This window comes from Gracilibacillus ureilyticus, from assembly GCF_900111195.1.
Classification (GTDB): domain Bacteria; phylum Bacillota; class Bacilli; order Bacillales; family Amphibacillaceae; genus Gracilibacillus; species Gracilibacillus ureilyticus.
This window is the reverse complement of the sequence record NZ_FOGL01000010.1, coordinates 69,745-90,475: the sequence shown is the minus strand read 5'-3', so window position 1 is coordinate 90,475 and position 20,731 is coordinate 69,745. Positions and strand designations below refer to the sequence as shown.

20 protein-coding genes, 1 other RNA gene and 2 pseudogenes are annotated in these 20,731 nt (G+C 37.7%); 19 read left to right on the top strand and 4 right to left on the bottom strand.

Going from position 1 to position 20,731, the window contains the following annotated elements; genetic code table 11:
• Positions 1 to 503: 503 nt before the first annotated feature.
• Complete coding sequence (locus BMW36_RS11030) at positions 504 to 1,175, bottom strand: hypothetical protein (RefSeq protein ID WP_089741047.1); 672 nt, start codon at positions 1,173 to 1,175, stop codon at positions 504 to 506.
• A gap of 217 nt (positions 1,176 to 1,392) precedes the next feature.
• Between BMW36_RS11030 and BMW36_RS11025 the strand changes: the two genes are divergently transcribed.
• The 10 genes from BMW36_RS11025 to BMW36_RS10980 all read left to right on the top strand — a co-directional run bounded on the left by BMW36_RS11025 (position 1,393) and on the right by BMW36_RS10980 (position 10,562).
• The gene (locus BMW36_RS11025; protein ID WP_089741043.1) at positions 1,393 to 2,355 is read left to right on the top strand and encodes an L-lactate dehydrogenase; all 963 of its coding nucleotides are present in this window, start codon (positions 1,393 to 1,395) and stop codon (positions 2,353 to 2,355) included.
• A 74-nt stretch (positions 2,356 to 2,429) separates the two neighbouring features.
• Positions 2,430 to 2,675: a glutaredoxin family protein gene (locus BMW36_RS11020; protein WP_089741040.1), complete on the top strand. Its 246-nt coding sequence runs from the start codon at positions 2,430 to 2,432 to the stop codon at positions 2,673 to 2,675.
• Positions 2,676 to 2,803: 128 nt separating this feature from the next.
• Positions 2,804 to 3,832 (top strand): sugar-binding transcriptional regulator, encoded by a 1,029-nt coding sequence (locus BMW36_RS11015; RefSeq protein WP_089741038.1) that lies wholly within the window; start codon positions 2,804 to 2,806, stop codon positions 3,830 to 3,832.
• 38 nt (positions 3,833 to 3,870) lie between these two features.
• A complete protein-coding gene (gap, locus tag BMW36_RS11010) occupies positions 3,871 to 4,878 on the top strand; it encodes a type I glyceraldehyde-3-phosphate dehydrogenase (RefSeq protein ID WP_089741037.1) in 1,008 nt (335 codons plus the stop codon).
• A gap of 91 nt (positions 4,879 to 4,969) precedes the next feature.
• Complete coding sequence (locus BMW36_RS11005) at positions 4,970 to 6,151, top strand: phosphoglycerate kinase (protein WP_089741035.1); 1,182 nt, start codon at positions 4,970 to 4,972, stop codon at positions 6,149 to 6,151.
• A gap of 19 nt (positions 6,152 to 6,170) precedes the next feature.
• Positions 6,171 to 6,929, top strand: a complete 759-nt coding sequence (tpiA, locus tag BMW36_RS11000) for a triose-phosphate isomerase (protein WP_089741033.1) — start codon at positions 6,171 to 6,173, stop codon at positions 6,927 to 6,929.
• The gene (gene gpmI / locus BMW36_RS10995) at positions 6,926 to 8,464 is read left to right on the top strand and encodes a 2,3-bisphosphoglycerate-independent phosphoglycerate mutase (RefSeq protein ID WP_089741031.1); all 1,539 of its coding nucleotides are present in this window, start codon (positions 6,926 to 6,928) and stop codon (positions 8,462 to 8,464) included. Before tpiA ends, gpmI begins: the two co-directional genes overlap by 4 nt.
• Positions 8,465 to 8,488: 24 nt before the next feature.
• Positions 8,489 to 9,775 carry a phosphopyruvate hydratase gene (eno, locus tag BMW36_RS10990; RefSeq protein ID WP_089741029.1) on the top strand — a complete coding sequence of 429 codons (1,287 nt, stop codon included), beginning with the start codon at positions 8,489 to 8,491 and terminating at the stop codon, positions 9,773 to 9,775.
• A 121-nt stretch (positions 9,776 to 9,896) separates the two neighbouring features.
• Complete coding sequence (locus BMW36_RS10985) at positions 9,897 to 10,157, top strand: metal-sensitive transcriptional regulator (RefSeq protein ID WP_089741027.1); 261 nt, start codon at positions 9,897 to 9,899, stop codon at positions 10,155 to 10,157.
• 96 nt (positions 10,158 to 10,253) lie between these two features.
• Entirely contained in the window at positions 10,254 to 10,562 is a 309-nt protein-coding gene (locus BMW36_RS10980) for a rhodanese-like domain-containing protein (RefSeq protein ID WP_089741025.1), read from the top strand.
• Between the two features lie 87 nt (positions 10,563 to 10,649).
• Here BMW36_RS10980 and ptsP read toward each other — a convergent pair whose 3' ends face one another.
• From ptsP to BMW36_RS10965, 3 genes are all read right to left on the bottom strand, one after another.
• Positions 10,650 to 12,365, bottom strand: coding sequence for a phosphoenolpyruvate--protein phosphotransferase (gene ptsP / locus BMW36_RS10975; protein WP_089741023.1), 1,716 nt, complete (start codon positions 12,363 to 12,365; stop codon positions 10,650 to 10,652).
• A 7-nt stretch (positions 12,366 to 12,372) separates the two neighbouring features.
• On the bottom strand, positions 12,373 to 12,642 hold the full coding sequence (locus BMW36_RS10970; protein ID WP_089741021.1) for a phosphocarrier protein HPr: 270 nt from the start codon (positions 12,640 to 12,642) through the stop codon (positions 12,373 to 12,375).
• Between the two features lie 137 nt (positions 12,643 to 12,779).
• Positions 12,780 to 13,727, bottom strand: coding sequence for an alpha/beta hydrolase (locus BMW36_RS10965; RefSeq protein ID WP_089741019.1), 948 nt, complete (start codon positions 13,725 to 13,727; stop codon positions 12,780 to 12,782).
• 214 nt (positions 13,728 to 13,941) lie between these two features.
• On the opposite strand from BMW36_RS10965, the pseudogene BMW36_RS10960 reads away from it, so the two are divergent.
• The 9 genes and pseudogenes from BMW36_RS10960 to BMW36_RS10920 all read left to right on the top strand — a co-directional run.
• Positions 13,942 to 14,016, top strand: a pseudogene (locus BMW36_RS10960) (IS200/IS605 family transposase); the annotation flags it as partial.
• A gap of 64 nt (positions 14,017 to 14,080) precedes the next feature.
• Positions 14,081 to 14,191 (top strand): annotated as a pseudogene (locus BMW36_RS10955) (helix-turn-helix domain-containing protein); the annotation flags it as partial.
• Between the two features lie 333 nt (positions 14,192 to 14,524).
• On the top strand, positions 14,525 to 14,755 hold the full coding sequence (secG, locus tag BMW36_RS10950; RefSeq protein WP_089741014.1) for a preprotein translocase subunit SecG: 231 nt from the start codon (positions 14,525 to 14,527) through the stop codon (positions 14,753 to 14,755).
• Positions 14,756 to 14,863: 108 nt separating this feature from the next.
• Positions 14,864 to 15,604: an alpha/beta hydrolase gene (locus BMW36_RS10945; RefSeq protein ID WP_089741012.1), complete on the top strand. Its 741-nt coding sequence runs from the start codon at positions 14,864 to 14,866 to the stop codon at positions 15,602 to 15,604.
• Between the two features lie 46 nt (positions 15,605 to 15,650).
• Complete coding sequence (gene rnr / locus BMW36_RS10940; protein WP_089741009.1) at positions 15,651 to 17,927, top strand: ribonuclease R; 2,277 nt, start codon at positions 15,651 to 15,653, stop codon at positions 17,925 to 17,927.
• A 113-nt stretch (positions 17,928 to 18,040) separates the two neighbouring features.
• Positions 18,041 to 18,508: an SsrA-binding protein SmpB gene (gene smpB / locus BMW36_RS10935; protein WP_089741008.1), complete on the top strand. Its 468-nt coding sequence runs from the start codon at positions 18,041 to 18,043 to the stop codon at positions 18,506 to 18,508.
• A 127-nt stretch (positions 18,509 to 18,635) separates the two neighbouring features.
• Positions 18,636 to 19,001: a transfer-messenger RNA gene (gene ssrA / locus BMW36_RS10930) on the top strand.
• A gap of 221 nt (positions 19,002 to 19,222) precedes the next feature.
• Positions 19,223 to 19,573 carry a PadR family transcriptional regulator gene (locus BMW36_RS10925; protein ID WP_089741006.1) on the top strand — a complete coding sequence of 117 codons (351 nt, stop codon included), beginning with the start codon at positions 19,223 to 19,225 and terminating at the stop codon, positions 19,571 to 19,573.
• The gene (locus BMW36_RS10920; protein WP_089741004.1) at positions 19,560 to 20,573 is read left to right on the top strand and encodes an HAAS signaling domain-containing protein; all 1,014 of its coding nucleotides are present in this window, start codon (positions 19,560 to 19,562) and stop codon (positions 20,571 to 20,573) included. Before BMW36_RS10925 ends, BMW36_RS10920 begins: the two co-directional genes overlap by 14 nt.
• The last annotated feature ends 158 nt before the right edge of the window (positions 20,574 to 20,731 follow it).

Sequence of the window (20,731 nt, the reverse complement as noted above, 5' to 3'; positions counted from 1 at the left end):
GCAGGAGTCTGCGCAATTGGCCTACGCTAAGATACTGCTCTTCAATTTTTATCAGAAGCAATAAAATACTCATGAACTTTCCATTCCTGGATTGTTCATGAGTATTTTAATTCTAACGTATGTTCACAAATCTGTAAGTCAAACAGTATATTTTCAATCAGTGTAGACATCACTAAAGCGGAGGCCGGCCACGTAGACTCCTGTGGGATAGCGAGATCTGAAGATCCACTTTGCAAAGTGTTTTTCTTTGCAAAGTTAGCTGAAGACGAGCCCACGGCATAGAAAACACTACTCAAGGGATAATCCTTTGAGTAGATGTTGCACTTGTGCCCTTGGGTGAAAGCGAAGTGGCCGGACGGAGCGGCGGTATAGCACATAATATAATACCACTTTACTGGCACAGTATCCCTATAATGTGCATTAATTTTTTTCTAATATTCGTTTTTTATTCGGTGCATGATCGTTATGTCACACTCTCAATTTAACTGAAGCTAGCTTAATAATTATTGTAAATTTTCCATCGAAGTAACTTGGTTTTCATACTCATATAACACCATCTGGTAATCATGACCCCAATTACTTTTCGCATTGTTTAAGATTCTTTCCTTTTCTGCTGAATCTACATTCAGATTCTGTACTTCTTCATATGCATTTAATTGCTCTTCATATTCATATTCTACCATCGTAAAATCGTCCCCCCAGTTGGAATGGGCATTATTTAATAAAATTTCTTTAATCTCTGTATCGATAGTGAAGTTTGTTAAATTGTTATATGCTTCTGTCTGTTCATTAATCTGGTATTCCTGCATTTCATAATCATCAGCCCAATCACTTTGTGCATTATCTCTAATAGCTTGTTCCACTTCTGCCTGATCAAGTCCAGCAACAACATTTGTAAAATTATCCTGCTGTTCTTCTTCAGCTGGTTCCTCAACAGGAGTGTTTTCCGTTTCAGCAGGCTCCTGCTCGACAGGATCTGGTTCCCCTTCTGTTTCTTCTGGTAATTCCGCTTCTTCTTCATTGGCAGTTTCCTCATTTTCGGTTACATCTTCCTGGCCATTTTCTGCTACTTCCTCGTCATCACCGCCCATTGCTACAGAAATCACAATAATACCGATTATTACCCAGAACCACCATCTTTTAAAGATAGATTTCTTTGCTTTATTGTCTGCCATAAGTTTTCCTCCTTACATTTTCTTTCAAAAGTAGTATGGATATTTAAACCGACAATTATGAAAAAAACTCCCCTGTTTGGAGAGAAAAGATTAGAGGAAGAAACATTGTTCAATAATTCACAATATCGTCATAGATCTGCCTTTCATTACACCTTGAAATAAGATATAGTAAAAGTATATTCATAATGTTATTTAATATTGGTTAGGGGTGATCTTGATGGCTGGTAAGAAAACAAAGTTAAGAAAAGTTGTCGTAATAGGAACGGGATTTGTTGGAACAAGCTATGCCTATGCTTTGCTGAATCAAGGTGTTGTTAATGAACTTGTTCTTATTGATCTTGATAAAGAAAAAGCAGAAGGAGAAGCAAGAGACTTAAATCATGGAATGGCTTTTGGAAATCCCATGAGAATTAAAGCAGGGGACTATGAAGAATGTCATAATGCAGACTTGGTTGTAATCACTGCTGGTGCTAACCAGAGACCTGGTGAAACAAGACTGGATTTAGTCTCAAAAAATGCAAAAATATTTAAAGGAATTATTAATAAAGTAATGGATGTAGACTTTCAAGGGATATTCCTTGTTGCTACAAATCCTGTAGATATCCTGACACAGCTAACCAGGGAAATTTCCGGCCTCCCAGAAGAACGTGTTATTGGTTCTGGTACCATTTTAGATACTGCAAGATTCCGCTATTTGCTTGGCGAACATTTTGAAGTGGATCCGAGAAATGTTCACGCATATATAATGGGTGAACATGGTGATTCTGAATTACCTGTCTGGAGCCATGTACAAATAGGCGGGGTACCCATAAGCAAGTATGCAGGCATAACAGATTTTGACCAAAATGAAGAAATGAAAGCAATTTTTGAAAACGTCCGGGATGCTGCCTACCATATTATCAAGCGTAAAGGAGCAACATACTACGGGATTGGTCTCGGACTTGTACGTTTGACAAGGGCTATTCTGAATAATGAAAATGCGATTGTAACAGTATCTGCTTATCTTGACGGCCAATATGGACTTGACGATATTTATATTGGTGTTCCTGCGATTTTGAATGAAAATGGTGTCCGGGAAATTATTGAATTAAACTTAAATGATCTGGAAAAAGACCAGTTAAGAAATTCTGCTGATTTACTTAAGGAAATGGTTGATGTCGGAAGAAAAGCGATTCAATAATTATTGCTGAAGTCAGGTGAGGGAGTTGTGAACTTTTTCATAATTCCCTCATATAGTGAAGGAAGGTAATTCAATTGCTAGTTAAATTATACGGGAAAGAAAATTGCTCTCTGTGCATGGATGCTAAAATTATACTGGATCTGCTGCAGTCAGTGTATCCTTTAGAGATAGATGAGATCGATATTTATCAGGATGAGGCATTATTAGAAAAATATCACCTGATCATTCCTGTGGTTGAAATGGATAATGAGATTATTGATTCTGGAATAGTTAGTTATGAGAAACTGGATAATTATCTGAAAAATAAAAAAAGTGTCTAAAATAGTTGAGAAATTGTGGACACTTTGATAGAATCATCTATGGAAGTTGATTTTTTTTAGTCTGAGTGGGACGATTTTTGACTAGGAGGGACAAATATTTCCCGGTATCGAAAAAGGAGCGTTTCCGATTGAAGGAATTACTATATATTCAAGAAAAATTGTTCCCTGATTTATTGGATGTCATACAGAAAAGATACAAAATATTGCAATACATACAACGAATGCAGCCAATCGGACGCAGAAGTTTATCCGATAACATTCAGATCAAAGAACGTGTTGTTCGATCAGAAACCGAATTCCTGAACAAACACGGTTTTATTGTGGTGACATCTAAAGGGATGCAAGTAACAGAAGAAGGCGATATGATTATCGAAAAACTAACAGAGTTCATGAATGGAATTTCTGAATTTAGTGTTTTAGAATCGCAAATTAAGGATAAATTACAATTGGAACAAGTCATTATCGTTGCCGGAAATAGTGATGAACAAACCTCCGTAAAAGAGGAATTGGGGAAGGCATGTGTCCAGTTTCTGAATACAATTTTAACTTCCAATCAGACGATAGCTGTCACTGGTGGGACATCTATGGCAGAAGTTGCTAATCAGATGAAACCACTGTTACATGCACCAAATTGCACTTTTGTTCCGGCACGTGGCGGATTGGGGGAGCAGGTAGAAAACCAGGCGAATACAATTTGTTCACAGATGGCAAAGAAAGCAAACGGAAATTATCGGATGCTATATGTACCTGACCCATTAAGTGAAGAGTCATACCACTCTATTATTGAAGAACCGGCGATCAAGGACATTTTAGAAATGATTCATGATGCAAGGATTGTTCTTCACAGTATTGGTGATGCCTTTACAATGGCAAAAAGGCGTAAAGCATCAGATGAAGTTTTGCAAAAGTTGAAAACAGGCAATGCTGTTAGCGAAGCTTTTGGTTATTATTTAGACGAACAAGGTGAACTGGTTTACAAAGTACGTACTGTTGGTATGCAAATTGAAGATTTGGAACATGCACAGTACGTGATTGCAGTGGCAGGAGGTAAATCAAAGGCAAAAGCGATTCAATCTTATTTTAAGCAGGGCAAAAGTAATGTGCTTATAACAGATGAAGCTGCAGCGAAAGAGATGTTAAAGGGAAATTCCCTTTAAATATAAAAAATTAAGTACAACCATAAGGAGGATTTAGCATGGCAGTAAAAGTAGGTATTAATGGTTTTGGCCGTATCGGTCGTAATGTTTTCCGTCAAGCTTTAAAAAATAATGAGGTGGAAGTAGTAGCAGTTAACGACTTAACTGATGCTAATATGCTTGCACATTTACTAAAATATGACTCTGTTCACGGCAAACTGGAAGAAGAAGTAACTGTAAAAGGTGACGCTCTTGTAGTTGGTGGAAAAGAAATTAAAGTACTTTCTGACCGTGACCCGGCTAATTTGCCATGGGGCGACTTAGGTGTGGAAATTGTAGTTGAATCTACAGGATTCTTCACGAAACGTGAAGCTGCAGCAAAACACTTAGACGCTGGTGCGAAAAAAGTAATCATCTCTGCTCCTGCATCAGATGAAGATATCACTGTTGTAATGGGTGTTAACGAAGATAAATATGATCCAGCAAATCACCATGTTATCTCAAATGCATCTTGTACAACTAACTGTTTAGCTCCATATGCAAAAGTATTAAATGATACATTCGGTTTAAAACGAGGTATGATGACAACAATTCACTCATATACAAACGATCAGCAAATCTTAGACTTACCACACAAAGATTACCGTCGTGCTCGTGCAGCTTCTGAAAATATCATTCCTACAACAACTGGTGCTGCAAAAGCAGTTTCTCTAGTATTACCTGAATTAGAAGGTAAATTAAATGGTATGGCAATGCGTGTACCTACTCCAGACGGTTCACTAGTTGACCTTGTTGCAGAACTTGATAAAGAAGTAACTGTTGAAGAAGTTAACGGAGCGCTAAAAGAAGCAGCTGAAGGAAAATTAAAAGGTATCCTTGGATACTCTGATGAGCCTTTAGTATCTGTTGACTATATCGGTAACACTAATTCTTCTACTATTGATGGACTTTCTACAATGGTAATGGAAGGTAACATGGTAAAAGTAGTATCTTGGTATGATAACGAAATGGGATACTCTAGCCGTGTAGTAGATTTAGCAGCATACCTTAAAGCTCAAGGTCTGTAAGAATTAGTTAGATAGCGGGAGGGGGATCAATCCTCCTCTCGTTTTTGCTTACTAACTCTGTCATTAAATAATCCCAAGGAGGTTCATTACAATGAACAAACAAACCATTAAAGACATTGATGTAAAAGGGAAAAAAGTGTTTTGCCGCGTCGATTTTAATGTACCGATGAAAGACGGCGAAGTAACTGACGATACTCGTATCAGAGCAGCACTACCAACGATTGAGTATTTAACTGAGCAAGGAGCAAAAGTGATCTTAGCAAGTCACCTTGGCCGTCCAGGTGGAGAAGTTGTGGAAGAATTACGTATGGATGCTGTCGCAAAACGTTTAAGTGATCTGATTAATAAACCTGTCGTGAAAACAGACGAAGTTTACGGACAGGAAGTAAATCAGGCAGTAAGTGAATTAAGTGATGGAGAAATTTTACTTATCGAAAATGTGCGTTTTGAAGCTGGAGAAACAAAAAATGACCCTGAATTAGCGAAAGCTTTTGCAGATTTAGCGGATTTTTATGTGAATGATGCATTTGGTGCTGCACACCGTGCTCATGCTTCTACTGCAGGTATTGCTGAACATATTCCATCAGCAGCAGGATTCCTGATGGAGAAGGAATTAGATGTATTAGGAAAAGCATTGTCAAACCCTGAACGTCCATTTACAGCAATTGTTGGTGGGGCGAAAGTTAAAGACAAAATCGGTGTGATTGATAACCTGCTGGATAAAGTTGATAACTTAATTATCGGTGGTGGTCTTGCTTATACTTTCGTTAAAGCTTTAGGTCATGAAATTGGAAAATCACTATTAGAAGAAGATAAAATTGAATTAGCTAAAGAATATATGCAAAAAGCTAAAGATAAAGGTGTTAACTTTGTTATGCCGGAAGATGTTATCGTTTCTGATGACTTTTCTAATGATGCAAATACCCAGGAAGTAAGTATTGAAAATATCCCAGCGGATTGGGAAGCATTGGATATTGGTCCAAAAACTCGTGAAAAATATGCTAAAATAGTAGCTGAGTCTAAGCTGGTTATCTGGAATGGACCAATGGGTGTATTTGAACTGGATACTTTTGCAAATGGTACGAAAGCCGTAGCAGATGCATTAAGTAAAACAGAAGGGTATACTGTAATTGGTGGCGGTGACTCTGCAGCAGCTGTTGAAAAATTTGATCTTGCTGATAAGATGGATCATATTTCAACTGGTGGCGGGGCTTCTCTTGAATTTATGGAAGGTAAAGAACTGCCGGGAGTTACTGCACTAACTGACAAGTAAGAAAAGGAGAGGTGATAGGATGCGTACGAAAGTAATCGCAGGTAATTGGAAAATGAACAAACTGTTGGGTGAAGCTGTCGAATTTGTTGAAGATACGAAATCAAAAGTACCTTCAAGTGAAAAAGTAGAATCAGTAGTTTGTGCACCATTTCCGTATTTACCAACATTAGTAGAAAAAGCAAAAGGAACAGACTTAGCCATTGCAGCACAGAATATGCACTTTGAAGAAAGTGGTGCATTTACTGGTGAAGTGAGCCCTAGTATGTTAAAAGACATTGGGGTAACTTATGTTGTATTAGGTCACTCTGAACGCCGCGAAATGTTTGCAGAAACAGATGAAACAGTAAACAAAAAGGCACACGCAGCATTTGCTCATGGATTAATTCCTATCATTTGTGTTGGTGAAACTTTAGAAGAACGCGAAAGTAATGAGACAATGAACATTGTGGAAAAACAAGTAAAAGCAGCAATTGAAGGATTATCTGAAGAACAGGTAAGAGCTTCCATTATTGCTTATGAGCCAATTTGGGCAATTGGTACAGGTAAGACAGCAACATCTGAACAAGCAAATGAAGTATGTACACATATTCGTAAAGTAGTAGCACAAACACAATCAGAAACAGCTGCAGAAGCAGTTCGAATCCAGTATGGTGGAAGTGTGAAACCAGCGAATGTAGATGAATTACTTTCACAATCAGATATTGATGGTGCTCTTGTAGGTGGTGCAAGCTTAGAAGCTGATTCATTCCTGCAGTTAGTGGAGGCTGGTGCAAAATGAGTCAAAACAAGTTAGCGGCATTAATCATCTTAGACGGGTATGCAATAAGAGATGAAGTAAAAGGAAATGCAGTAAAACAAGCAAATACTCCTAACTTTGATCGTTATTGGAAAAAGTACCCGCATAATCAGTTAACCGCATCTGGGGAAGCTGTAGGCCTGCCTGAAGGACAAATGGGTAATTCAGAGGTAGGACATTTAAATATTGGAGCAGGGCGCATTGTTTATCAAAGTTTAACACGTGTGAATTTATCGATTAAAGATGGCGAGTTCTTCGAGAATAAAGTAATCTTAAATGCGATTGAACATGCAAAAAACAATGACAAAGCTTTACACGTATTTGGCTTACTATCAGATGGTGGGGTACATAGCCATATTGATCACATATATGCAGTATTGAAGCTTGCAGCAGATAAAGGTTTGAAAAATGTATATCTTCATGCCTTTCTTGATGGCCGTGATGTTGATCAAAAGTCAGCGGCAACCTACATTAATCAGACACTTGATAAAATGAAGGATTTAGGTGTTGGAGAGTTTGCAACAATTTCAGGTAGATATTATTCAATGGACCGGGATAAACGATGGGACCGTGTGAAAAAGTCTTATGACGCGATGGTTTACGGTGAGGGTCCGAAATACAGTGACCCAATTGAAGTTGTAGAAGATTCTTACAAAAATGAAATTTATGACGAGTTCGTTATTCCATCTGTTATTACAGATGAAAATGGACAGGCGAAAGCAACAATTTCAGATGAAGATTCAGTGATTTTCTGTAACTTCAGACCAGACCGGGCAATACAGATTTCACGTACATTTGCAAATGAAGATTTCCGCGATTTTGAACGTGGTGACAAAGCACCAAAAGACATTCATTTTGTCTGTTTGACTAACTTTAGTGAAACCGTTAATGGAAAAGTGGCATATGAACCGGTTAACCTTGACAATACTGTTGGGGAAGTGTTATCACAAAATAACCTGAAGCAATTAAGAATTGCAGAAACGGAAAAGTATCCCCATGTTACTTTCTTTATGAGCGGTGGGCGTGAAAAAGAGTTTCCAGGTGAAAAGAGAATTCTTATTGATTCTCCAAAAGTTGCAACATATGATCTCCAACCGGAAATGAGCGCATATGAAGTTACAGATGCATTACTGGAAGAATTAGATAAGGACGAGCAAAATGCGATCATTTTAAATTTTGCTAACCCTGATATGGTTGGACACTCAGGGATGCTTGAGCCAACAATTAAAGCAATTGAAACAGTTGATGAATGTTTAGGAAAAATTGTGGATAAAATTATCGAAAAAGGCGGTCATGCAATTATCACAGCAGACCATGGTAACTCCGATGAAGTAGTTACATTAAACGGAGAACCAATGACTGCCCATACCACTAATCCGGTTCCTGTCATTGTTACAAAAGATAGTGTGGAACTGCGCGATGGCGGAATATTAGCTGACCTTGCACCAACTTTACTGGATTTACTTGAAGTTAATAAGCCAAAAGAAATGACTGGCGAAACACTAATTAAAAAATAATTTAAATTAAAGGAGAGCATAATTATGCCATACATTACAGACGTTTATGCACGCGAAGTACTAGATTCCCGCGGGAATCCAACAATTGAAGTAGAGATTTATACAGAATCTGGAGCATTCGGTACTGCATTGGTACCAAGTGGTGCATCTACTGGTGAGCACGAAGCAGTAGAATTACGAGATGGAGACAAAGACCGTTACCTCGGTAAAGGTGTTCAGAAAGCAGTTGAAAATGTTAATGAAGTAATTGCACCAGAATTAATGGGAATTGATGTAACTCGTCAGGTTATTATTGACCAGCTGTTACTTGAACTTGATGGTACAGAAAACAAAGGAAAATTAGGAGCAAATGCTATTTTAGGTGTTTCTATGGCAGCAGCTCATGCAGCGGCAGATCATTTAGGTGTACCATTATATACTTACTTAGGTGGTTTCAATGCAACAACACTTCCAACACCAATGATGAACATCTTAAATGGTGGAGAGCATGCGGATAACAACGTAGATATCCAGGAATTTATGATTATGCCTGTAGGTGCTCCAACATTCAAGGAAGCTCTTCGTATGGGTGCTGAAATTTTCCATAGCCTGAAAAAGGTTTTAAGTGGAAAAGGATTAAACACAGGTGTAGGTGACGAAGGTGGTTTCGCTCCAAACCTTGGATCAAACGAGGAAGCTCTTTCTACAATTATTGAAGCAATTGAAGCTGCTGGTTACAAACCAGGAGAAGAAGTAAAGCTTGCAATGGACGTTGCTTCTTCTGAATTCTATGAAGATGGAAAATACAACCTTAAAGGAGAAGGCGTTGTACGTTCTTCTGAAGAAATGGTTGCATGGTATGAGGAAATGATCAATAAATATCCAATCATTTCGATCGAAGACGGTTTGGATGAAAATGACTGGGAAGGTCACAAATTGCTTACAGACCGTATTGGTGACCGTGTGCAATTAGTTGGTGATGACTTATTCGTTACTAACACAAAACGTTTAGCACAAGGTATCGAACAAGGTGTAGGAAACTCTATCCTAGTAAAAGTTAACCAAATTGGTACACTTACAGAAACTTTTGAAGCGATCGAAATGGCGAAACGCGCAGGTTACACTGCAGTAATTTCTCACCGTTCAGGTGAAACAGAAGATGCTACAATCGCTGACATCGCTGTAGCTACAAATGCTGGTCAAATCAAAACTGGTGCACCATCACGTACGGACCGTGTTGCGAAGTACAACCAGTTATTAAGAATCGAAGATGCATTAGCATCATCAGCTAAATATGCAGGACCAAATGCATTTTATAACTTAAACAAATAAGTTTTTCAACGAAAATACATTGTTTGACAAGATACCAACAGGGGTATAAAATATACTTAATAAGTTATTATAATGATGACAGGATTTTTGAACAAGTAATTAACAGGAAGGGGTCTTCGTCATGGATTATGATCAAAAAGTAAAAAACCGTATGAAGCGGATTGAAGGACAAGTACGCGGCTTAATTAAAATGATGGATGAAGGCAAAGAATGCCGAGATGTGGTTACCCAAATGTCAGCTGTTAGAAGCGCGCTTGATCGTACTGCGGCATTAATTGTCAGCACTAATCTCGAACGTTGTATAAGAGAAGAAAAGGCAGACGGAGAGTCTTCCGAAGAGCTTATAAAAGAGGCAGTAAACCTGTTAGTCAAAAGCAGATAATGAACTAATTTGAAAACCGTATTAAAACGTCTTAATCATGACGAAACTTAAAATCAAAGGAACAAAGAGAGAGATCAAAATTGGAGGTAATAAATCATGAAAGAAATTCAACCAACGGAATTAGCAGATAAATTAAAACAAGGTGAGAAGCTTCATATTATTGATGTAAGGGAAGATGATGAAGTTGCTACAGGTATGATTCCAGGAGCCAAACATATCCGTCTTGGCGAGATTCCTGAACGTATTGATGAATTAGATAAAGATGAACATTACTACATCGTTTGCAGATCTGGAGGACGCAGCGGACGTGCAACGGAATATTTAGAAGCAAATGGTATTAATGCAACAAATATGAATGGTGGAATGCTGGCATGGGAAGATGAGATAGAAGTGCCAGGTAAATAAAAGAAGACTTTTCTATGTGAAAATATAAAATAGGCTTATCCCGTTAAAGGATAAGCCTATTTATTTCAAGAAAGGATATTTTGTATATTACTGATTTGTTTTCTCACGGACGAAAGCTTCTACTTCGTCAGCTGTATTCATACTTAACAGCTGATCTTTGTATGATGCCAATTCCTCTTTAGAGAGAGTTTTGATTTGTGTACGAGCAGGCAAAATTGATGTAGCACTCATACTGAATTCATCTAATCCCAGTCCTAAAAGTATCGGAATGGCAATTGAGTCTCCAGCCATTTCTCCACACATTCCAGCCCATTTTCCTTCAGCATGTGCCGCTTCGATAACATTATTCACAAGATTAAGGATTGCAGGATGGTATGGTTGGTATAAATAGCTTACACGTTCATTCATACGGTCTGCTGCTAATGTATACTGTATCAAATCATTTGTTCCAATACTAAAGAAATCGACTTCTTTAGCAAATTGACGAGCAATTACCGCAGTGGAAGGAATCTCTACCATGATACCAATTTCTATGGAATCAGATACTTCTGTACCTTCTTCTACAAGCTTATCTTTTTCATCTAACAATATTTTCTTTGCCTGACGAAACTCATCTAATGTTGCAATCATAGGGAACATTATCTTTAAGTTACCATATGTACTCGCACGAAGAAGTGCACGCAATTGGGTACGGAAAATATCGTCACGTTCTAAACAAAGTCGGATGGCACGGAATCCAAGGAAAGGATTCATTTCATCAGGTAATTCTAAATATGGAAGTTCCTTGTCCCCACCAATGTCAAGAGTACGAACAACAACAGGTTTATCACCCATTTGCTCAAGAACAGATTTATATGCATCAAACTGTTCATCCTCAGTTGGAAGTTCATTTTTCCCCATATAAAGAAATTCTGTACGATAAAGACCGACACCTTCGCCACCATTATTCAGAACACCCTGAACGTCTTCTGGTGTTCCGATATTAGCAACTAATTCTACATGTGTACCATCAGAAGAAATAGTAGGCTCATCTTTTAATTTCGCCCATTCCTGTTTCTGTTTTTCGAAATCTTCCTGTTTCTGTTTATATTTCGCAACTTCCTCATCAGATGGATTGATGATAACTTGTCCATCAATTCCGTCAATGATAAGGAGATCGCCCTCATTAACAACGGATGTCACTTCTTTTGTTCCAACGACTGCTGGAATTTCCAGTGATCTTGCCATTATTGCAGAGTGAGAAGTTCTGCCGCCAATATTTGTTGTAAAACCTTTAACAAATTGTTTGTTTAATTGTGCAGTATCAGATGGTGTTAAGTCTTCCGCAATGACAATAACTTCCTCATTGATTAATGCTGGATTCGGAAATGATACATTTAATAAGTGTGCCATTACCCGTTTTGTAACATCTTTAATGTCAGCTGCTCTTTCCCTCATATATTCATTGTCCATACTTTCAAACATTTGAATAAACATTTGAGCTGTTTCATCTAACGCTACTTCCGCATTTACTTTTTCAGATTCAATCTTGTCTTTTATTGGATTAATCAGTTCCGGATCGCTTAAAACAAGCAGGTGTGCTGAAAAAATTTCTGCATGCTCTTCACCAAGCGAAGCTCTAGCATGTTCTTTAATTTTTTCCAGCTCGGATTTGGATACTTCGAGGGCTTCGTTAAGACGGTTTACCTCGTTTTCAGTATCCTCAATTGTCTGCTTATTAAAAGATAGATCTGGAACTGCCAATTTATAAGCTTTCGCAATGGCAATCCCATTTGATGCAGCTATACCAGTTAAATTACTCATGAAAAAATTACTCTCCTAGTCCTTCAGACTTGATAACATCAACTACTGCATCTGCTGCTTCCTGCTCATCAGAACCTTCAGCAATAATTTTGATTTGAGCACCTTGAGGGATACCAAGTGACATAACACCCATAATTGATTTCAAGTTAATAGACTTTCCATTATATTCTAAAGTCATTTCAGAGGAGAAGCTTCCTGCTTTGTTTACAAGTACTGTAGCTGGACGTGCATGTACTCCTGTTTCATCTGTGATTGTTACTGTTCTTTCTACTGCCATAATAAAAAAACCTCCTAATAATTATTAAGTTAATGTATTGCTACCTTTTAATTTTACTCTTTTTTATAGTAATTTTTCAACTTCATGAAGAAAAAGTATTAATTTTTTGTAAAAACATATACAAAGTAGCAACCTCATTATAATGACTGTTTGACTGATTGACAAGTGATTTGTTTGTCGATCCAGCCTAGTATATCTCTGTATACGGTTTCCTTATTATTTTCATTAATGATCTCATGTCTCATGTTCGGGTAAATCTTTTGATCCATTTCTTTTATATTGATGGAATGATACATTTGAACAACCTGCTTCATGCCTTTTCCGTAATTTGTCACAGGATCACTGTCACCGGAGAGAAATAATAACGGTATTTGTTTATTTATCCTCATAATGTCTTTTTTTCGCTGAACTTTTTCTATCCCATCATATAAATCATGGAAAAAATGGTTTGTTGGAATAAAGCCGCAACTCGGGTCATCGATATAGTTTTTGACTGTTTCTTTATTGTTGCTGATCCAGTCAAATTCGGTTTCGTTTTCCGTCTTCTTATTATATTGGTTAAAAGTGAGCTTATTGACGAATTTGCCTTCAGCTGTCTTCCCTTTTATAGTGGAGATGGTTTTAACAAGCATTTTCCCTGCTTTAATCAAGGCAGGGGATTGGTAGCCAGTACCGATCAATATCATGCCGGACAATGGGAAGCTGTTATTTAAAGTTAAATACCTTCTTGCAAGAAATGAACCCATACTGTGACCTAATAAGATGATCGGGAGGCCGGGGAATTTTTTCTGAAGATAGTCTGTCACTTCTATAAGATCAGAAACGGTTCGGTCAAATCCATCCGAATTGCCGAAATAACCCATTCTATTTTGCTTTGTTCCCGTCTGTCCATGGCCCCTGTGGTCATTTCCACAGACTACTATTTTGTTACTGTTTAAAAATTCAGCAAATTCATCATAACGTTCTATATGTTCTGCCATTCCATGAGCAATTTGAACAATTGCACGTGGGTGTGATACCTTGTCCCAGATTCTTAAATAGACAGGAGTTTTATCTGACATGTCCAACCATAAACTTTTTACCAACAGGATCACTCCTAAATAATTGTATGATAGCTGTATTTTACCATGAATTTATCATTTTCCGACAGTAGACTCCCTCTTCAATCGTGTGGAGGGCGAAGCCCAACGAATAAGGGGGAGATGAATGTCGGTTAGGCGATAGCCTAAAGGCTTTTGTTGCCCACTTCATACCTTATTGATATAATCAGTCTTAGATAAGGGAAAGGCTAATGTTGTAATGAAATTGGACAGTAATAATCATTCAGTATTTTTAATGTATTATCACCTTGTGCTAGTTGGAAAATTTCGTAGAGAATCTCCAATCGATGTAGCTAAAAAGTACATTGAAAATCAAGGTCTAAAGTGAGGGGAAAACAATGTTAGTCAATAAAGCGTACAAATTTCGTATCTATCCAACCAAAGAACAGGAAATCTTAATTGCTAAAACAATTGGATGTAGTCGTTTTGTATTTAATCGCTTTTTAGGGTAGTGGAACGATACATACAAAGAAACTGGCAAAGGATTAACGTACCATTCTTGCAAAAATCTAGCCGAAGGTTTAAGAACCTTATTTTTGGATTAAAAAAAATATAGAACCGTAGGAATCTACGGGGATAGCTTGGTCAATAAGAGAAACCTCTGTTGGCAAAGAAATACGCTAACAAGTACGCTCTGTTCCCAAGAATCTCCCACTTCAAACAACCCGAAAGGGTGTTAAATGGTGAGAAGTTCAATAGAATATTGTAAAATAACTTGCTAAAACCAATCATATTGTGCTAAATTGTTATTATGTATTTGTACGTCTAGGGGGTGTTTGCACATGTTAGCAACTGCAATGACTTTGCTAATTATTGATGCAATCGTGTTAATTGTGTTTGTATTGTTACAATCTGGTAAGAGTGCAGGTTTGTCTGGAGCTATTTCAGGTGGAGCTGAGCAATTATTCGGTAAACAAAAAGCAAGAGGTATTGATGCAGTACTTCATAAAGGTACAGTAATTACAGGGATTCTTTTCTTTGTGTTAACTTTTGCTATTGCTTACCTGATATAATTCATCTTTATTCAGGAAATGATCATAATAATTATTAGAGCATCCTTTGCGACAATGCGAAGGATGTTCTTTTCAATTAGAGAATAATAAAAAAGGGGACGAATCACTATGAAAATGAAACAGCCTGAGCCGTTTATGTTTAAAGGGGACGAACGTGCGGTATTATTATTACATGGATTCACTGGCCACTCAGCAGATGTTCGAATGCTTGGCAGGTTTCTGAACAGTAAAGGCTATACATGCTATGCGCCAATTTACCGCGGTCATGGCAAATCACCAGAAGAACTTGTGAAAGCAACAGCTGAGGAATGGTGGGAGGACGTACAGGAAGCTTATAAGTATTTAAAAAATGAAGGTTATGAAAAAATTGCTGTAGCAGGTTTGTCGCTCGGTGGTGTGCTCGGACTCCGGCTTGCAAGCAGTAACCCGCTTAAAGCAGTAGTAACAATGTGCTCACCTATGTTTTTTGATAATGAAGAGCAATTAACGATTGGCTTCAGAAAATTTTCAAGAGAGTATAAACAGCTCGAGAAAAAGGATGAAATAACTATTCAGCAGGAACTTGATCAATTGTTAAATAATTCAAAAGGGCTCTTTGAACAAATTGCACAGTCAATAGAGCGGGTAAAAGAGAATGTCGATATGCTCTATACACCTACACTAGTAGTACAGGCAAAAAATGACGAAATGATTAATACGGAAAGTGCTACATACATTTATGAGAACGTGGAATCTGACAAAAAACAATTAAAATGGTATGACAATGCGGGCCATGCTATTACATTCAGTAAAGCAAAAGACGAATTACATGAAGATATTGCCGAATTTTTCGCATCACTTGAATGGTAATTTGCCATAATAAATAATGAGATAGAAAGAGAAAGAGGTGATTTGGATGGAACTACAACAAAGATTACTGGACTTTTTTCAAGAAAACGCGACAAGACCATTGTCCGTCCAGGAAATAGAGGAAAGTTTACAATTAGAAGATAGTGATCAGTTTACAGAATTATTAAAAGCCCTAAATGCTCTTGAGGAAAGTGGTAAATTAATTAGGACGAAGAAAAACCGCTATGGCTTACCGGAGAAAATGAATCTTATTCGCGGGAGAATTCAAATGCATGCGAAAGGATTTGCATTTCTGATCCCGGATGATGAATCGATGGAGGATGTTTACATCAATCAAGCTGATTTACAGTCCGCGATGAATGGAGATATTGTATTTGTCAGGGTAGACCGGCGTGATGATGATGGAAAACGGGCAGAAGGTGTAGTTGTCCGTATTATCGAAAGGCAATTAAAACAAATTGTCGGGACATATGACGACAATGGTGCTTTTGGTTTTGTTATTGCTGATGATAAGAGAATTCCAAACGATATTTTCGTACCAAAGGGACAATCAAAAGGTGCAGTAAGCGGACATAAGGTCATTGTGGAAATCACAAAATTTCCTGAGGGAAGAATGAGTGCTGAAGGGGAAGTTATCCAAATCCTTGGACATAAAAATGATCCGGGCATGGATATTTTGTCTATTATTTATAAAAATGGCATTGCTATTGATTTCCCGCAGGAAGTACTTGATCAGGCAGAAAGTGTACCAGAAAAAATATCTGAAGAAGAATTGAAAGATAGACGGGATTTACGGAATGAAACGATCGTCACAATAGATGGTGCTGATGCAAAAGACCTTGATGATGCAGTAACCGTATCCAAACTATCTAATGGCAACTATAAACTTGGTGTATATATTGCTGATGTAACCCATTATGTAAAAGAGAATTCTCCTATTGATAAAGAAGCGTTTGAGCGTGGGACAAGTGCTTATTTAGTCGATCGTGTTATACCGATGATACCACACAGACTATCCAATGGAATCTGTTCATTGAATCCGCAAGTTGACCGGTTAGTACTTGGGTGTGATATGGAGATTAACCAAAAAGGTGAAGTAGTTAATCATGAAATTTTTCAGGCAGTAATAAATACAACTGAGAGAATGACATATAAAGCAGTTAACCAGATATTGGTTGATAATGATGAGGAACTGAAAGAAAGATATCATTCACTTGTATCAATGTTTGAAGATATGAGAGATTTGGCAGAAATATTAAGAACAAAACGTTTCAGCAGAGGCGCAATTGACTTTGACTTTAAAGAAGCACAGGTATTAGTTGATGAGGAAGGTAAGGCTCATGATGTAGTGATTAGAGAACGGTCTGTTGGTGAAAAGCTAATCGAAGAATTTATGCTTTGTGCAAATGAAACGATAGCAGAACATTTTCACTGGATGGATGTACCGTTTATTCACCGGATTCACGAAGATCCGGACCCTGCTAAGTTACAAACATTTTTTGAATTTATAGCAAGGTTTGGCTATGTTGTAAAAGGATCGTCAAATGAAATTCATCCACAGGCTTTACAGCAAGTACTGGATGAAGTGCAAGGTACAGATGAAGATATCATTATTTCCAAGCTGATGCTAAGGTCAATGAAGCAGGCGAAATATGATCCGCAAAGTATTGGGCATTTTGGTTTAGCAACAGAGTTTTATACTCATTTCACTTCACCAATCAGAAGGTACCCAGATTTAATTGTCCACAGACTAATACGCACATACCTGATTGAAGGAAAACTGGATGAGAAAACCCGGGCTCACTGGAAAGAAAGAATGCCGGACATTGCCCGTCAGGCATCAATGAAAGAAAGAGCAGCAGTTGATGCAGAGCGGGAAGTGGATGATCTGAAAAAAGCTGAATTTATGCAGGACAAAATCGGGGAAGAATTTGAAGGTGTGATCAGTTCTGTTACAAACTTCGGCTTGTTTGTTGAATTGCCTAACACAGTGGAAGGACTAGTTCATGTCAGTTATTTGACAGACGATTACTATCATTATGACGAGCGGTCTTATTCGATGATCGGTGAACGGACAGGGAATGTGTTCCAGGTCGGTGATGCCATAACAGTAAAAGTTGCTCAAGTAAATCTGGATGAACGGGCTGTTGACTTTGAAATTGTTGGAATGAGACCTAGAAAGAACAGAGAGAGTAAAGATAAGCCTAAAGTAATCAATGCAAGGAGAGAAAAAGGCGGTCTGAAAAAGACGGCTAAAAAAGCACAAAAATCAGGGACAAAAGCAAAGAAAAAGAAAAACGGAAGAAAAAATAAGAGGAAATAGAAGTGCTCTAGCCTTCTATTTCCAGTCGAAAAATAATGCAGTTTTTCCTCCATTAGCACAATTACCTGATTTTTGCTACAATATGGTTATGTAACATATAGGGGGAACTAGTCATGGTAAAGAATGATGGCAATGGCAGAGCAATCGCGCAAAATAAGAAAGCAAGACATGATTATTTTATTGAAGAAACTTATGAAGCAGGGATTGTCTTACAGGGAACGGAAATCAAGTCAATTCGTAAAGGCCAGGTGAATTTAAAGGACAGCTTTGCTACGGTAAGAAATGGAGAGGTTTATGTTAACAATATGCACATTTCTCCATATGAGCAAGGAAACCGCTACAATCACGAACCGACCCGTGCAAGAAAATTGCTGCTTCACCGCAAGCAAATTGATAAGTTAATTGGTGAATCCAAACAAGCAGGTTACTCTTTAGTTCCATTAAAAGTGTATATCAAAAATGGCTTTGCCAAAGTTTTAATCGGCTTAGGTAAAGGTAAGAAAAAATACGATAAGCGGGAAGATTTAAAGCAAAAGCAAGCTAAACGAGACATGGACCGTGCATTAAAAGACAGAGGTTAGCGGAAATTGGAAATTCCGTTTACTTGAATTAAATAACGAATATGTTATAATAGGTTTATCGATAAGAAATCTACAATTTCATAAATGAGCTTAGATTACTCTTATCCGTATCTTCTTAATTTTTTAAGGGGACGTTACGGATTCGACAGGGGTAGGTCGAGCTCAGGTTGCGCGTCGAGGTTACGACTCGTAAAACGTTAACGCCAATAATAACTGGCAAAGAAAACAATTACTCTTTAGCAGCTGCCTAAGCACTGACTAAAGGATCCTTCCTGCCATCGCCCATGTGTCAGATTGAAGGGTCTCACTTATTAGTGGGCTACGCTACAATCCTCCGTCTGCGGATTTCGTAGAAGAGACTAATCAGACTAGCTACTAGGGACGCCTGTTGGTAGGCAGATCAGATAGCGAATTTTCAATATACCAACTACACGTGTAGAAGCCTGAGTGCCGATATCCTTGGACGTGGGTTCGATTCCCACCGTCTCCACCAATACATAACTGTTGGTGGTTTTTTTGATTTTTTGGATCTTTATATTCAAAGTAGATGGAATACTTTAGTAGTTATAAATATTATAATAAGACTGCCTCTAAGGCGGTCTTATTTTTTTGGAAAAATAAAGTAAAAGTCTTGTGGGTTTCTCATACAATAGTGTATGATACATAGTATACAATTATAATGTGTGACATACAGTATAGAACTGGGGCGATATCTTGGATAAACTATTTCAATCACTTTTAACTGAATTAAGAAGGGGAAGTTTAACCTTAGCCGTTTTAAGTCAACTATGGGATCAAAAATACGGATATTCTCTCGTTCAGTCATTAGATCAATTAGGGATAAGTATTGAGCAAAATACGTTGTACCCACTGTTAAGAAGACTGGAAAAGCAAGGTTTAGTTACAAGCACATGGGACACCTCTGAAAATAGACCGAGAAAGTATTATCAACTGAGTCAGTATGGTCAAGAAGTTTATCACCAATTAAAAAAAGAGTGGATAGATCAAACAGAGAAACTTAATAAAGTCCTAAATAAAGGAGACGTGGAAGATGAATTTAGTTGATACGTATATTCATGAAGTTACACGCAGGTTACCTGAAAAAAGCCGGAATGAAATAGAGCTTGAGCTCGAATCAATTATTTACGATATGCTGCCAGATGAATACAATGAAAAAGAAGTAGAGAGTGTCCTTGAAAAACTTGGAGATCCCGCTGTTTTAGCCAGTCGGTATAGTGATCGTCCGATGCATTTAATTGGCCCAAAATATTATGATATATATCTTACATTATTAAAGATAATATTACCTGTTTCCATTATCATTTCCCTCGTGTCTGTTGCGGCAGTTCAGTTTCTAAATGGAGAAGACATGGGGATGGCAGAATTAACTTTAACAGCCATCTTTAGAGAAACAATTAGTAACGTAATATCTGTTTCTGTCCAAACATTTTTTTGGCTGACATTACTATTCGCTGTTATGGAGCGTATGGACAAAAAGAATGATGGAACCCCGCTGTCGATTAACTTTAGACCATGGACTCCGGAAGATTTAAAAACCGTAACATATATTCCAAGGGAGAAGGCAGTCAGAAAAATGGAAGTGTATGGTGCAATAATATGGACAGCAATATGGGCTACTATTTACTTTTATGCAGATCACTTACTTGGTATTTATGAAAAAGGTGAAAATGGATGGAAACTGGTGACACCAGCAGTCAATCAGGATTTGCTGCTGTCTTTTTGGCCATTCGTCATTTTATTTATTGGATCGGAAATATTCCTGGTGGTCTATAAACTCATTAAACGCGAATGGGATTCCAAAATGGCCTGGTTTACTACTATTTATGAAATTATTTCCTCAATCGTCTTCATTATTATATTTACCCGGCCAAATTTCTTCAAAGAGGATTTCCTTCAATTAAATAGTGAAATGCTAAATACAAGTCTTTCCGTAGTTGAAAACAGTTTTATTTGGGGTCTGTGTATTATCTTTATTCTAAATGCTCTTTATACTGTTAGTGATTCATTCAAGAGAGCCAAAATTATACACAGTGGCAACAAATAATCTGGGTATGAGACTGGAGTATTAGCGGATGTTAGCTGGCGGTTGGCGGTTGAATATTATGTCTATAAAAAGCAAAGGAGCGAAGAGGTTCAGCCGCCCTCCGAAAGTCATCGCGCGAAAGAAAAAAGGAGCGAAGAGGTTCAGGCGCCCTCCGAAAG

Bases quoted from the DNA above. Each gene is read 5' to 3' on its own strand.
- BMW36_RS11030 (WP_089741047.1), bottom strand. From the start codon at position 1,175: ATGGCAGACAATAAAGCAAAGAAATCTATCTTTAAAAGATGGTGGTTC.
- BMW36_RS11025 (WP_089741043.1), top strand. From the start codon at position 1,393: ATGGCTGGTAAGAAAACAAAGTTAAGAAAAGTTGTCGTAATAGGAACG.
- gap (WP_089741037.1), top strand. From the start codon at position 3,871: ATGGCAGTAAAAGTAGGTATTAATGGTTTTGGCCGTATCGGTCGTAAT.
- BMW36_RS11005 (WP_089741035.1), top strand. From the start codon at position 4,970: ATGAACAAACAAACCATTAAAGACATTGATGTAAAAGGGAAAAAAGTG.
- tpiA (WP_089741033.1), top strand. From the start codon at position 6,171: ATGCGTACGAAAGTAATCGCAGGTAATTGGAAAATGAACAAACTGTTG.
- gpmI (WP_089741031.1), top strand. From the start codon at position 6,926: ATGAGTCAAAACAAGTTAGCGGCATTAATCATCTTAGACGGGTATGCA.
- eno (WP_089741029.1), top strand. From the start codon at position 8,489: ATGCCATACATTACAGACGTTTATGCACGCGAAGTACTAGATTCCCGC.
- BMW36_RS10985 (WP_089741027.1), top strand. From the start codon at position 9,897: ATGGATTATGATCAAAAAGTAAAAAACCGTATGAAGCGGATTGAAGGA.
- BMW36_RS10980 (WP_089741025.1), top strand. From the start codon at position 10,254: ATGAAAGAAATTCAACCAACGGAATTAGCAGATAAATTAAAACAAGGT.
- ptsP (WP_089741023.1), bottom strand. From the start codon at position 12,365: ATGAGTAATTTAACTGGTATAGCTGCATCAAATGGGATTGCCATTGCG.
- BMW36_RS10970 (WP_089741021.1), bottom strand. From the start codon at position 12,642: ATGGCAGTAGAAAGAACAGTAACAATCACAGATGAAACAGGAGTACAT.
- secG (WP_089741014.1), top strand. From the start codon at position 14,525: ATGTTAGCAACTGCAATGACTTTGCTAATTATTGATGCAATCGTGTTA.
- BMW36_RS10945 (WP_089741012.1), top strand. From the start codon at position 14,864: ATGAAAATGAAACAGCCTGAGCCGTTTATGTTTAAAGGGGACGAACGT.
- rnr (WP_089741009.1), top strand. From the start codon at position 15,651: ATGGAACTACAACAAAGATTACTGGACTTTTTTCAAGAAAACGCGACA.
- smpB (WP_089741008.1), top strand. From the start codon at position 18,041: ATGGTAAAGAATGATGGCAATGGCAGAGCAATCGCGCAAAATAAGAAA.
- BMW36_RS10920 (WP_089741004.1), top strand. From the start codon at position 19,560: ATGAATTTAGTTGATACGTATATTCATGAAGTTACACGCAGGTTACCT.